This window comes from Xenorhabdus sp. PB62.4 (genome assembly GCF_014467285.1).
Taxonomy (GTDB): domain Bacteria; phylum Pseudomonadota; class Gammaproteobacteria; order Enterobacterales; family Enterobacteriaceae; genus Xenorhabdus.
In genome coordinates this window covers 139268-153186 of the sequence record NZ_NKHR01000007.1, presented here as the reverse complement: position 1 = coordinate 153186, position 13919 = coordinate 139268, and the positions used below count along the sequence as shown (strand labels likewise).

At 40.2% G+C, this 13919-nt stretch carries 8 protein-coding genes and 3 pseudogenes; 7 read left to right on the top strand and 4 right to left on the bottom strand.

Going from position 1 to position 13919, the window contains the following annotated elements:
- Positions 1-40 precede the first annotated feature (40 nt).
- The 4 genes and pseudogenes from glmS (at position 41) to Xenpb_RS08860 (ending at position 8012) form a co-directional block, all read left to right on the top strand.
- On the top strand, positions 41-1870 hold the full coding sequence (glmS, locus tag Xenpb_RS08875) for a glutamine--fructose-6-phosphate transaminase (isomerizing) (protein ID WP_187653988.1): 1830 nt from the start codon (positions 41-43) through the stop codon (positions 1868-1870).
- A 256-nt stretch (positions 1871-2126) separates the two neighbouring features.
- Positions 2127-2431, top strand: a pseudogene (locus tag Xenpb_RS08870) (DUF1778 domain-containing protein).
- A gap of 366 nt (positions 2432-2797) precedes the next feature.
- On the top strand, positions 2798-4828 hold the full coding sequence (locus Xenpb_RS08865; RefSeq protein ID WP_368666811.1) for a site-specific DNA-methyltransferase: 2031 nt from the start codon (positions 2798-2800) through the stop codon (positions 4826-4828).
- Positions 4829-4838: 10 nt separating this feature from the next.
- A complete protein-coding gene (locus Xenpb_RS08860) occupies positions 4839-8012 on the top strand; it encodes a type III restriction-modification system endonuclease (RefSeq protein WP_255523089.1) in 3174 nt (1057 codons plus the stop codon).
- Positions 8013-8117: 105 nt separating this feature from the next.
- Here the strand turns inward: Xenpb_RS08860 and Xenpb_RS08855 are convergent, their stop codons facing one another.
- Positions 8118-9266: a hypothetical protein gene (locus Xenpb_RS08855; RefSeq protein ID WP_187653985.1), complete on the bottom strand. Its 1149-nt coding sequence runs from the start codon at positions 9264-9266 to the stop codon at positions 8118-8120.
- A gap of 103 nt (positions 9267-9369) precedes the next feature.
- Between Xenpb_RS08855 and Xenpb_RS08850 the strand changes: the two are divergent.
- Positions 9370-9627 (top strand): annotated as a pseudogene (locus Xenpb_RS08850) (Fic family protein); the annotation flags it as partial.
- 181 nt (positions 9628-9808) lie between these two features.
- Complete coding sequence (locus Xenpb_RS08845; RefSeq protein ID WP_187653984.1) at positions 9809-11257, top strand: NAD(P)/FAD-dependent oxidoreductase; 1449 nt, start codon at positions 9809-9811, stop codon at positions 11255-11257.
- Positions 11258-11533: 276 nt separating this feature from the next.
- Here Xenpb_RS08845 and Xenpb_RS08840 read toward each other — a convergent pair.
- A pseudogene (locus tag Xenpb_RS08840) lies at positions 11534-11752 on the bottom strand (Tn3 family transposase); the annotation flags it as partial.
- A 176-nt stretch (positions 11753-11928) separates the two neighbouring features.
- Between Xenpb_RS08840 and Xenpb_RS08835 the strand changes: the two are divergent.
- Positions 11929-12408: an Hcp family type VI secretion system effector gene (locus Xenpb_RS08835; protein ID WP_187653983.1), complete on the top strand. Its 480-nt coding sequence runs from the start codon at positions 11929-11931 to the stop codon at positions 12406-12408.
- 36 nt (positions 12409-12444) lie between these two features.
- Here the strand turns inward: Xenpb_RS08835 and Xenpb_RS08830 are convergent, their stop codons facing one another.
- Both Xenpb_RS08830 and Xenpb_RS08825 read right to left on the bottom strand, forming a co-directional pair.
- Positions 12445-12846 carry a DUF1240 domain-containing protein gene (locus tag Xenpb_RS08830; protein WP_187653982.1) on the bottom strand — a complete coding sequence of 134 codons (402 nt, stop codon included), beginning with the start codon at positions 12844-12846 and terminating at the stop codon, positions 12445-12447.
- A 46-nt stretch (positions 12847-12892) separates the two neighbouring features.
- On the bottom strand, positions 12893-13768 hold the full coding sequence (locus Xenpb_RS08825; RefSeq protein WP_187653981.1) for a hypothetical protein: 876 nt from the start codon (positions 13766-13768) through the stop codon (positions 12893-12895).
- Positions 13769-13919: the final 151 nt, after the last annotated feature.

The following is a 13919-nucleotide window of genomic DNA, read 5'->3' as shown; positions in this document are numbered from 1 at the left end:
AAAAGGGCTTTATTTGCCCTGTTCTTAGGAATAAAACAACATGTGTGGAATTGTTGGTGCAGTAGCACAACGAGATATTGCAGAGATTCTGATCGAAGGTCTTCGTCGCCTGGAGTACCGAGGTTATGACTCTGCGGGTATGGCTGTCGTTGACAGTGAAAACCGTATGACCCGCCTGCGTGAAGCGGGTAAAGTACAAATGTTGGCTGATGAAGCAGATAAACAGCCAGTCATCGGTGGCACAGGGATTGCTCATACTCGTTGGGCGACTCACGGTGAACCAAACGAACGCAATGCCCATCCTCATCTTTCTGAACATATTGCGGTTGTGCATAACGGCATTATTGAAAACCACGAAGAACTGCGCGAAGAGTTAAAAGCGCGTGGTTACATCTTCTCTTCTGATACAGATACAGAAACTATCGCCCATCTTGTTCATTGGGAACAACAGCAAGGCGGCTCATTGCTGGAAGTGGTTCAGCGTGTGATCCCACAATTGCGTGGCGCTTATGGCACCGTGATTATGGATAGCCGTCATCCAGATGTACTGGTAGCAGCACGTTCTGGCAGCCCATTAGTAATTGGTTTGGGTGTTGGGGAAAATTTCCTTGCATCTGACCAACTGGCATTACTGCCAGTGACTCGTCGCTTTATCTATCTGGAAGAAGGTGACATTGCAGAAATCACCCGCCGTACCGTTCGTATCTTTGATGTACAGGGCGAAGCGGTGGAGCGCGAGCAGATTGAATCCAACGTTCAGTATGATGCGGGTGACAAAGGTGTATACCGTCACTACATGCAGAAAGAGATTTACGAACAGCCAATGGCTATCAAGAGCACATTGGAAGGCCGTTTGAGCAACGGTCAGGTAAATCTGTCAGAACTGGGTGCCAATGCGGCAGAATTACTGTCTCAGGTTGAACATATCCAGATCGTTGCCTGCGGCACTTCCTACAATGCGGGAATGGTTTCACGCTACTGGTTTGAATCACTGGCGGGTATCCCGTGTGATGTGGAAATTGCCTCTGAATTCCGTTACCGCAAACCTGCTCGTCGTAAAGGAAGCCTGCTGATCACCCTGTCCCAATCTGGCGAAACGGCGGATACCTTGGCTGCGCTGCGTTTATCCAAAGAGTTGGGTTATTTGACTTCACTGACTATCTGTAACGTGGCTGGTTCCTCTCTGGTACGCGAATCTGACTTTGCCCTGATGACCAAAGCGGGAGCAGAAATCGGCGTAGCATCCACCAAAGCCTTTACCACGCAGTTAACTGTATTGTTGATGCTGGTGGCTTATATGGGACGTTTGAAAGGTGCAGGAGCAACATTGGAGCAAGATGTTGTCCACGCCCTGCATGCGCTGCCAAGTCGTATTGAAAGCATGTTGTCAAAAGACAAGCTGATCGAATCACTGGCGGAAGATTTCTCTGAAAAACATCACGCACTGTTCCTTGGCCGTGGCGATCAATACCCGATCGCGGTTGAAGGTGCGCTGAAACTGAAAGAGATCTCTTACATTCACGCAGAAGCTTACGCGGCGGGTGAACTGAAACATGGCCCATTGGCATTGATTGATGCGGATATGCCGGTCATTATTGTTGCACCAAACAACGAACTGCTGGAAAAACTGAAATCCAACATTGAAGAAGTCCGCGCCCGTGGTGGATTGCTGTACGTCTTCGCTGATCAGGATGCGGGTTTCACCAACAGCGAAAACATGAAGATCATCTCCCTGCCACACGTAGAAGAGTTGATCGCACCGATCTTCTATACCGTGCCACTGCAATTGTTGTCTTACCACGTTGCTTTGATCAAAGGGACGGATGTGGATCAGCCGAGGAATTTGGCGAAATCGGTGACGGTGGAGTAAGAGCCACCTATTTTGGTGTAAAAAGCTTTAAACTTTCTAAATCCGGTTATGCGTAAGCTAACCGGATTTTTAATTCAGTTAAGAATAAAAACATTTAATCGAACGATCTCATGTTGTTTCTATCCTATATGTACGGCTTACAGCCGTACATAATTGCTTGTTCCCCCACCAAATGCTATTCTCGGTCAGTACAATAAATAAACAAACGATAGCAGACTAACAATTCTACCTAATGAGTAAAACTGGAGTAATCCATATGGCAGCAATATCGGTAAAAAAACCTCACAAAGAGGCTAAAAATGCCCGTGTAGAGTTAAAAACCCGCACCGAACTAAAAGAATCTTACGTCAGGCCGCGCAGGTTGCCGGTGTTGATTTAAGTGCTTTTATCTTGAATGCGGCTTTTGAACGAGCTGAAGAAGTTCTGGAAAACCAAAAACGTCGTGAGTTAGATGAAGAAAACTGGCGTACCTTGAATGTACTGATTGCTGAACCCGCATCTCCAACACTTGCTTTATGTGCTTTGATGAGAAAGAACAAAGATGGAAAAGCGACTAAATGAAATCATGGTTGAATACATTTGTGTGAACTTTTCTTCCCGCCTTAACAGAGCTCATGAAATTCGGCAATTTTTTTATTCATTCCCCGTATTTATCATTTCTTCGGTTGATTTTTATTGGGCTCGTAGCGTCGAGATAGACGCTGTTTTCAATTCGGCGGAATGTTGGCGATCCGATGGTTTTAGTTTCACATTTCATTTTTATGTTATAAGCGTGTCAGTATTTATTGTGATGTATCAGGAATTCTTTACTACGCTTAAACAGTAAGTTGCTGTGATTAAGGCAATGATTTAACTGTTTAACGAAGAATATGAACCACGGGCATGAGTTTTGCTCAGTTGGTAATAAATGGAATTCCTCTGATGACAATTGAAAAGATCACCCTGAACTACCCTGAGTCCAAGAGTGCGGATATCACTCAAGAAAATATCGATCAACTTAAACAGCTTTTCCCTGAGGTATTTTTTGAAGGAAAAATTGACTTTTATGCTTTGAAAGCGGTGCTTGGTGAGGAGATTGACGATAGTGACGAACGCTACAACTTTACATGGCATGGTAAGGCGCAATCACGCTTGATTGCGCAAACACCTTCGACAGGAACCCTACGCCCTTGTAAAGAAGAAAGTGTGAATTGGGATACCACAGAGAACCTTTTTATTGAAGGTGATAACCTTGAAGTCCTTAAAATATTACAGAAGTCTTACCATAAAAAGGTAAAGATGATCTATATCGATCCGCCATATAATACTGGTATCGATTTTGTTTATAAAGATAATTATCATGATAATATGAGGAATTATTTAGAGGTAACTGGGCAAATTAATATCAATGGTCAATTGAATTCAACTAATAGAGAAACCTCTGGCAGGTATCACTCAAGCTGGCTGAATATGATATTTCCACGGCTGCTCGTTGCTAAAAACTTACTTCACCCAGAAGGAATGATATATATATCTATAGATGATAATGAAGTCTTTAATTTAGTGAAGGTTTGTGAGGAAATATTTGGATACGATGCCGTTAAAATCATTGCGGTTAAAATGAGTGAAGCTAGCGGACTAAAAATGGCTAGCGTCAAAAAACTAGGAATTATTCCAAAATTAAAAGAATATATAATTGCTATAAAACCGAGTGGTATCAATAATATTAAATTTACACCAATAAAGAAACCCAAGTGGGACTCGGAGTATAATATATATTTGGATAATTTTAGTAGGGAGAATAGAGACTTTTATGACTCTATAAAAGATTCGGAATATCTTAGTGATGATCAGTTAAAAAAACTAGATGAAATTTTATCAAGCATAACTTTAAAGCCTTTGTCTGAAGTATATAAAGGACCAGTTTCCAAAAAGAATGAATGGCTTTTTGATAATAGCTGGAGAATATGTCAGTGCGTCAAATCTAGTAGTGTTTACAAACTAAGCGAAGAAAAGAAGAAAAACAAAAAAATAAGTGGTGTTTTTTCTGTTAAGTCAGCTCAGGGATTAGTATACCTTGTACGCGGCACATATCCAGAAACTAGTCGAGACCCTAGGCTACAATTAATATTTGCCTCTGATAACCTATTTGTTCATCCTGGTGATTTTTGGGCTCATATTAAAACCACAGGGCTTGATAATGAAGGTGGAGTTCCTTACAAAAATGGGAAAAAACCATTAAAACTAGTGACTGAACTGATTAGCTCTTTAAAATGTCTTAATGATGGAGATATCGTTTTGGACTTCTTCGCTGGTTCAGCAACGACTGGTGAAGCGACAATGATAGCAAGTAAAAATAACAATGTTAAATTAAATTACATATTAGTTCAATTACCAGAAAATTTAGAGGACACTTACAAATTAGCCAATGCTGATATGAAAAAGCAAATAAAAGAGTCAATGGATTACTTAAATGAACTCGGTAAGCCGCTTAGCTTAACAGAATTGGGAAAACAAAGAATTAGAATGAGTATTGAAAAATACAAAACTGAATCTCAAGTAGATGGATTTAAAATATTTAAGCTTGATGAAACTAATATCCGTTCTTGGGATGTTAACTTCGATAATTTGGAGCCAGCACTTAAACTCGCATTAAAATCAATTAAAGATGATCGCTCGGTAGAAGATATTCTTTATGAAATCCTACTTAAATACGGTATTGAATTAACCACCCGTGTTGAAGAAGCAACCGTAGAAGGCAAAAAAATCTTTATTGTTGGCACAGGTGCCTTAATAGTATGCCTGGATGATGGCATCACTGAACAGGTGGTTGAGGGTATCGCCAAACTAAAAGAAAAACTCAATCCAGAAAATACTCAAGTCGTTTTTAAAGACCAAGGATTTGCAGACAGCGTAGTGAAGACCAACGCGATTCAGATCCTGAAGCAGTATGGTATCGACGATGTAAAAAGCATTTAAGGTGGTGATGATGAAGATTCAATTTAGATCGGACTTATCACACCAAATAGATGCGATTGAAGCCGTTTTAGGTGTGTTTGCAGGGCAGGAAATATTTCAATCTAATTTCACTGTCACTGATCATATGTTGGCGAATCAGCAATTAAATATCTTTGGTAAAAATAACGACCTCGGTGTCGGAAATGCTCTTACCTTATTGCCTGATGAGATTTATGCCAACACACGTAATGTTCAGTTAAAGAATGGATTGCCACAGGTTGAAAACGTAAAACAAGAACTGCCAAGACTAGATTTCAGTGTTGAGATGGAAACAGGTACAGGTAAAACCTATGTGTACCTGCGTTCTATCTTTGAGCTAAATCAGCGTCATGGACTGACAAAGTTCATCATCGTGGTGCCATCCATTGCGATTAAAGAAGGTGTCTATAAATCACTGCAAATCACTGAGCAACATTTCCGTGAGCAGTACAAAAACGTCCAGTATGACTATTTCGTCTATGACTCATCAAAGCGCGAACAGGTTCGTAACTTTGCCACCAATGATTATATTCAAATCATGGTGATCAATATTGATGCGTTCAGTAAGTCATTCACCGATCCGACGAAGGAAACTACGGCTAATCTGATTCACCGTACAGATGACAGATTGAACGGGATGAAGCCTATTGAATTTATTCAGGCTACTCGTCCTGTCGTTATTATTGATGAACCACAGTCAGTTGTATCAACGGCAAACCGAAAAGACGCGATTAACAGCTTAAAACCGCTGTGTACATTTCGTTATTCAGCCACGTTGAAGGAAGCGCCGCACCTGCTGTATAAGCTTGACTCTATTGATGCCTATGAACGCAAACTGGTTAAGCAAATTGAGGTTGCTTCTCTGGATGTTAAAGACGGGCACAACCAGGCCTACATTAAGCTAGTGAGTGTTGATAATAAGAAGTCTCCCATTTCTGCCAAGATTGAAATTGACGCTCAAACGCGCACAGGCAAGCTGCAACCCCGTAAGGTAATAACCATCAAAGATGGTCAGGTCAATGACTTATTCGAACTTTCGGGTGGGCGTAGTGTTTATGAAGGCTATGTCGTAAACGATATTTATTGCGAAGAAGGTAATGAATATATTGATTTTACCAGTCGCGATGAAATTGTGCGCCTTGGGCAAGCCATTGGTGAAGTGGATTCAGAGGCTTTTAAGCGCCTTCAAATAGCCAAAACTATCGAAGAGCATCTGGAAAAAGAGCTGAAGTTCTACCACAAGGTAACAACGGGTTATGACAGGCTCGACCACCCGAAAATTCTAAGCCAGAAAGGGATTAAGGTGCTGAGTCTGTTCTTTATCGATAAGGTTGCCAACTACCGCGGCTACTCTAAAGATGGCGTTCCTGTCCAGGGTAAGTTTGCCAAGTGGTTTGAAGAAGAGTTTGCCAAGCAGGTTAGTAAGCTTAAATATCGCGTGTTGTACCCGAGGATCTGGGATCATGATGGTGATAAATACACCATCAACGCAGTCGCATTGCGAGAACTCATTCAAGCGGTGCATGATGGCTACTTTGCTCAGGACAAGAAAAAAGATGCCTCTGGCAACCCTCAGTTCGCTGACTCGAAGCTATCATCTAAAGGCGAAGGAGGGAAAACCGCGGCCGATGAGTCGGCCTATAATCTGATCATGAAAGACAAAGAAAAGCTTCTATCTATGGATGAGAAGCTGCGTTTTATCTTTTCACACTCAGCACTGAAAGAAGGCTGGGACAACCCGAATGTTTTCCAGATCTGTACGTTGAATGAAACCAACTCAATCACTAAAAAACGACAGGAAATCGGTCGTGGCCTACGCTTAGCCATTGATCAATCGGGTGAGCGCGTGCCTTACGGTTTTGAGGTAAATACGCTGACCGTTATGGCAAATGAATCTTATGAATACTTTGTTTCTGAACTGCAAAAAGAGATTGAAGCGGAAGAAGGCATTAAATTTGGTACGGTCGAGTCTCACCAATTTGCCAACATTATTGTTTCTGGCGGACTGGATCAGAAAGCCTTCTTGGGAGCGAGGAAGTCAGAAGATATCTTCCAACACCTTCTGTCTCAAGGTTATATCGATGGCAAAGGTAAGATTCAGAATGCGCTGAAAATTGCCATCAATAACAACGAGGTGAGTCTTCCTTCCAGTGTCGCTGAGCATACTAATACCATCGTTGCCACATTGAAGAAGCTGGCAAAAGGCTTGAACGTGAAAAAACACGAAGAGAAGCGCTCTGTAGCTTTGTGTGAAGATACAAATGGTAAGCAGGTTGTACTTGGTGAAGCTTTTAAAGCTCTTTGGGGGCGCATTAAATACAAAACGACTTATCGTGTTAACTTTAATATCAACGAACTGGTTGAAAACTGTATCAAGGAAATTAGAGAAAACGTGGTGGTAGCCAGTGCCAAATTTCAGTACACCAAAGTTAAGGTTGCGGTTACTGAAGCTGAACTGGAAGCCTATGATGAGAAAACAAAAATCCAGTATTACCGCAATCGTAACTTCCAGTTGCCAGATATCGTGACTTATCTGACCGATCAGACCAATCTGACCCGTCAGACAATTATCGATGTTCTGCTGGGTTTGGGCGATAAACTGGAAGCCTTCAAAAACAACCCTCAGCGTTTTATCGAGTTAGTTGGTGAAGCTATCCGTAAACAAATGCGTATTGTCATTGTAAATGGTGTTAAATACCACCGTCTTGGTGACGAAGCATACTATGCCCAAGAGCTTTTCCAAGAAGAAGAACTGACTGGCTACCTCAAAGATATGGTGAAAGCTGAAAAGTCGGTATATGACTACATTATTTGCGATTCAGATACTGAGTTTAACTTCGCCGAAAAGCTAGAAAGAGCTGAAGAAGTGAAGATTTATTCCAAGCTGCCATCTTGGTTCAAGATTGATACCCCGCTGGGAAGTTACAATCCTGACTGGGCGGTATTAGTTGACAAAGATGATGGAACCGGGGAGCAGCTTTACTTCGTGGTTGAAACGAAATCAAGTATATTTTCAGATGATCTGCGTGAGGCTGAACAGGCTAAGATCAAGTGTGGTGTTGAGCATTTCAATGCGCTAAGCAAAGACAAAGGTGGCAAAGAGATGCCCAACGCTGCAAAATTTGTCAAAGCCGATAACTTTGATACGTTCAGTGCTCATTTTTAATCTTAATGGCGCCAAGGCACTAGCAATAGTGCCTTCTAGATACTGATAAGGTGCTGGTTTTTCTCCGGCGATTGGTTTTAGTGTGCCGTCCCTTTACTGATAAGATCAAATACTACCTTGATATTTACCGATTTCCTGATTGAGTGATTCCAATCGTTGAACCAGTGATCTCCTTCTTTCTATATGCTTGGCAAATATCCGATAGAGTGGAACAAATTCTGCCAGTGCGTTATTAACGCGATAAGCATCGTACAGATCGTTCATTTCTCTGGCCGCTTTATCATAAGCGCTGGCATGGCCTTGCTCACTGTATTTCTTCGCATTTTCCCAGTGAACCTCTCTTGAGGAAAAGACAGCATTGAGCCGCTTGAGTGTTGCAAGCCGCTCTTGTTCGAGTCTTTGTTCTTCAGCCAGTAAACGTTCGCGAGTGACTTCCTCGTTCGCAGCTTGCCAATAGGTATTAAGTGAAGAAGGACTCAGCCAGTATTTATAATCATTGCTGGTTAACGGCTTATAAACCAACGCACGAGCCTGATTTGCAGTGAGCTGCCCGTGCTCAAATAAAGATTTCAGTAGCAAATCCTTATCTGATTCAGATAGCCTGTTAATTTGCTCTGCTGCGGCCAGATGTCCAACTTTTGTGGTATGTGACTGCGATGATTTAAGTAACATATCCAAGGCATTGTACGCTTCTGGTGGGATACCGAATAATTCTGCAAAGGCAGATTGAGCTTCGGATAATTGTTTAAAATTGAAATTAATCAGGGGCAGGTTACCTAACGTTTCATCACCATTAACTGCACGTTTCAGCCAGGGCAGATATAACAGGCGATAATCTCCTCCCATTAGCTCAGAACGTAACTCAACCAAATGATCTAAATAATCTTTTGCATCGTCATCGTCCATATAATAATCATTTTCGTCCACGGAAAAGGTGAATAACAGATAGTTTTTCCCTTTCTCGCAGATCACAGATTCCCCATCATCAATGCGCATAAATACCGAAGGGATAGCATCTGGTGGCACTTTCAGGTAGCAAATAACTTGCCCCCAATCTGCATAATAGATCCCCACATCAAAATACTGAGCCATTAATTCAGAGGGTTCAGCCTTTAAGTCACTGTAGTTATAATGAACAGTAAAATGACTTGAACTTATTTCGGCTCGGCTGGAGATAGTTCTCAGTTCGGCTTTTTGTTTCGCTGACAGCACGCCATCAAGTCGTTCAAAATGATAATATTGATATTCACTCATGGTTAGATCGCTATAAATTTAGGTTCACATAACTAGGTTCACATAACATTGCAGTAATCTCACTTTAAAGTTGGGCCGCTGGTCAGTACAAAGCGAGATAATTTCACCCTTGTTGCGTAAAGAAAACCGGATGCGCACAATACAAGCGTCATTGGCTATTGAGCATAATAGTTTATCGATTGAACAATTCACAGCAATTATGGATGGTAAACGTGTATTGGCCCCTGCAAAGAATATTCAGGAAGTACGCAATGTCATATTAACTTATGAGAAATTAACGGATTGGCGTAGTCACCGATTATATGACTTATTGGCGACACATCGGCTGTTGATGATGGGGTTAATCGATCAACCAGAGCAATAAGGAAAGTATTAATACGAAAAAGCCGAATATTACTGCGATGTCGGTAGAGAAGAGTACATAACTGTGATACTCCCCCCACATAAATGCAAATGGTTGTTCCTGCAAATAAAAAATAACATGACATATTGAACAGAAAGCGACTTATCTGATTAGAAGTTCTTTTTGCAGGAGGGGTAACATGAATAACCATTATGATGTTTTGATTATGGGAGCTGGAGTTTCTGGCATTGGTATGGCATGTCATCTGGCAAGAGAGTGTCCTAACAAGAAAGTGGGGATCTTAGAACGTCGCCATAATATAGGTGGAACCTGGGATCTATTTCGCTATCCCGGTATTCGCACAGATTCCGATATGATGAGCTATGGCTATAAATTTCGTCCTTGGGAAGATACCAGTATTTTTGCAGATGCACCTTCAATCAGGCGCTATCTCCGTTCAGCAGCGGAAGAGTATGGAGTTGATAAGAAAATCCAGTTTGGATTAAAGATCACCCAAACTGATTGGTCAAATGAAACTCGCCAATGGACTATTATCGCGATTGACGAAACCAGTGGGGAAACTCGGCAATTTACCTGTCATTTTCTTGTCGGTGCGACAGGTTACTATAACTATGATGATCCTTATTTACCCAAATTTCCCGGTCTTGAAGATTTCAAAGGTCCGGTCATTCACCCCCAACATTGGCCTGAAACATTAGATTACAAAGGAAAGCGGGTTGTTGTGATTGGGAGCGGCGCAACTGCTGTCACTTTACTTCCATCAATGGCTAATGATACTGAACACATCACCATGCTTCAGCGCTCCCCAAGCTACATTTTTTCAATACCGGGAAGGGATAAGCTCGCTGAGCTTTTAAAAGGGATTATTCCGCAACGTTGGATTTACGCGTTGAGCAGAAGTCGTAATATCTTCTTTTTCAGTTCGTTGTATAGGATAAGCCGATATTCTCCTAAGCTATTGAAATCGTTTTTACTGGGTTTAGCTCGCAGAAAAGTCGGCCCTGATTTTGACATGAAACACCTTACGCCAAAGTATATGCCATGGGATGAACGGTTGTGTTTTGTTCCCGACAGCAATCTATTTAAGGTATTGAGGGAAGGTAAAGCGTCTATCGTTACCGACCAGATTGAACGCATTACTGAAAACGGGATCTTGTTGCAATCTGGTAAGGAACTTCCCGCAGATATCATAGTGACAGCGACAGGGTTGCAATTACAACTGATGGGTGGAATTGAGCTTTCAATTGATGGACAACAACAGCAAAGCAATAACCTAATGTTCTATAAGGGGACGTTGATACAGGATATCCCTAATTTCGCCTATTTGTTTGGTTATATCAATAACGCCTGGACATTAAAAGTTGATCTCTCAGCAGAATATATATGTCGCTTGTTAAACGAGATGGATCGTCGCCATGCCACGGTTGTAACAGCACATGCACAATCGGGTGAGATATTGTCTAATGAGCATATTTTTGGTGCGTTGCGATCGGGGTATGTACAACGTAGTGAATTTGGTCTTCCTCGTCAAGGACGTAGCCCAAATTGGTATGTTCCGCACGATTATAAAAAGGATAAAGAAATCATAGGGCAACCAGTAGATGATATGGCATTACGTTGGGAGTAACTTTTTAATATACGGCTAAGGGATTTGAAACCCAATCGTACGAAAACATACGTTTAGATTTTAATTATTTGATTTTTTTGTAAAAAAAATCGTGAGGTTACCAGATATCGTTATGTTAATTGGTTAACCGGGTTTCTTTACTGAGTATGTTCTGGAAACTGCATTGAGAGTACACTTCAAGACAGGAGTAAATAAAACCTCGTTTTATTTACTCACCAGAATAGCTCAAAGAATATACTTAACGTATATTACAGTACAGTTGGGCTTCATACCCCTACGATCATGAATTTTACCCTGGCGGCCAATGCGAAATGCCTCTTTTAACGCATGATGGGATTCACCCTTATTAAGACCAACCTGTGCCCGTCTCTGCATTTCATCATCAAGTATCCATAGGGTTCTTTCTACTTGTTCTACTTCACGAAGGGCTGTTGCCAGTTCATTCTGTCGTGGGTAAGAAGTAAGCTTATGCAGTAACTGGTTTGATTTGATGCTTCACCATGACTGGCTGAAGGGAAAAATTGACCAGCCCTTGCAACAAAAAGAATCTTAAGCAAATCTTTTTTGCCTTGACGATCCCATCACTATTTTTTTTAATATGTTAACGTATTCCTCCCTGGCTTAAACATTAAGCCCATATTATTTAAATCCAAACTAGGACGGAACTCTGTATGTCATACATGATCTACTTAACCTTAAACGGTAAGAAACAAGGATTAATATCTGCGGGATGTTCAACGCTTGATTCGATAGGGAACCGATATCAAAAAGGACACGAAGACCAAATTCAAATACTCAGTTTAAATCACTCTCTATCCCGTCAACAAAATGTTAGCCACAGCCCTATACAATTTATCAAACCTATCGATAAATCATCGCCATTATTAGCAATGGCGATAGATGCCAATGAATCACTGGATGGTAAATTTATTTTTTATAGAACCAGTCAGGTTGGGCAACTGGAACTTTTTTATGAAGTCAAGATCACGGAAGCAACAATTTCTGATATTTCCTGTGTCTACCCACATTCTATAAATGATCATGATAAGATGCCATATGAAAAAATAATGCTAAATTATAAATCCATATCATGGAACCATGTAACAGCAGGAACTTCCGCATATAGTATATGGGAAGACCGGGTTTACTAAAAATAATATAACTAAGCATATATAGTATATATATGCTTAGCGACATAAGTTTGGATCTTTTACATACTTATTTGGTGAGCCAACTGATAATTTCTGGCAAACAACATATCCCTCCTCCCTCAGCTTTGAATCTAAGTACCAAGAAAAAGGAAAACTTAAAAATAAAAAAACAAAAAAGTTGATAGTAAGGATCTTAACTAGATTAGCATTAAGCTTCATTTTTTTTAATGTAACACTATAATAAAAAACGCATGAAAACATATAAAAACAAAGAGGAAATACGGACAAAATAGCAATAGATCTCCAAGAAAAAGTTATTTCTTTCTTCATATAAACAATGGATAAAATATCATCAAAAATAAGATAGGAAACAAAAGTAATTATTAAAACAATAGACAGCGAACTTATTATAACAAAAATTCTTTTTTTATTATCCATACCAACCTCTTTGCCATTAAATTAAAAATCTATTAAAGTAAAATCACTATTTTAATTTTATTTCCTCACAAGGGTAACCAAATGGCTGAATACAAGGACGTGGATGAGCTTTTGTCATTTGATCTAATTTCCGCATGTGGTCTATCAGAGCTTTACTTAGCTCATATTTATCATCAAGGTAATATAATAGATAACTAACCGCAAGACCAACCCCAACAGCTACGGCAGCGACAGCAAGGGCATAAGTACCAGCAGCTAAAATCATTCCAGCAGCAGCTGTAACTACCATGCCTGCCAAAACTCCAACGGCTGTTTTTGCTACATCCATAGTTATATTTCCAAGAAAATTATAAAGATCATATTCGTCTCTAAACGCTAATTCTAATAGTCTATAAGCAGCGCCAACAAAAATAACTCTCCTAGCTCCATCAATGACAGCATGTTGCATCCCTTGCGTCCCTATTCCCATATCGATCATTTTCCAGTTACCCACAGTATATTTTGCAGCAGTCAAGAATCTTCTAACACCCGTTCGACCTGTTAATCTTATACTTCTATTACCAAACCTATCAACATATTCAGTCACTCTTACACCAAAATTATTGCGGAGTTCATTTGCCAATTGAGCAAAACCATAGGCATCAATGATATTTCCTGTGAAGGATGTAACAAAATCTGAACATAAAAAACCAGCTTCTTTCCATGATGAATTTGGGTTCGGACCACACATATTTTTTACTATATTAACAGCTTCTTCAAATGTTAATAAAACATAAAGCTCTTCATTATCACTTAATTTTTTTTCAAGTTCAGCATATTGTTTTCGTCTGATTTCTTTGCTCATGCTTAAAGGCTTTAACGTTCCATTTTCAACAACAAGAGAGCCATCAGTAAATGCCATTTCAAATTCTCTTCTATTCATTTCAATACACCTCAATGTAAATAAAATAATAAATTAAAAAACAAAGTTTTTAATGTGTTAAATTTTTAGGTTCTAATTTTAATGTTAATATTCGTCCAGAAGAAACACGTATATTAATCATGTCAGACTGAGTCGACGATAATAATTGAAA

Coding starts and splice junctions, on each gene's coding strand:
- Xenpb_RS08825 (WP_187653981.1), bottom strand. CDS start 13,768: ATGAATAGAAGAGAATTTGAAATGGCATTTACTGATGGCTCTCTTGTT.
- Xenpb_RS08845 (WP_187653984.1), top strand. CDS start 9,809: ATGAATAACCATTATGATGTTTTGATTATGGGAGCTGGAGTTTCTGGC.
- Xenpb_RS08835 (WP_187653983.1), top strand. CDS start 11,929: ATGTCATACATGATCTACTTAACCTTAAACGGTAAGAAACAAGGATTA.
- glmS (WP_187653988.1), top strand. CDS start 41: ATGTGTGGAATTGTTGGTGCAGTAGCACAACGAGATATTGCAGAGATT.
- Xenpb_RS08860 (WP_255523089.1), top strand. CDS start 4,839: ATGAAGATTCAATTTAGATCGGACTTATCACACCAAATAGATGCGATT.
- Xenpb_RS08830 (WP_187653982.1), bottom strand. CDS start 12,846: ATGGATAATAAAAAAAGAATTTTTGTTATAATAAGTTCGCTGTCTATT.
- Xenpb_RS08855 (WP_187653985.1), bottom strand. CDS start 9,266: ATGAGTGAATATCAATATTATCATTTTGAACGACTTGATGGCGTGCTG.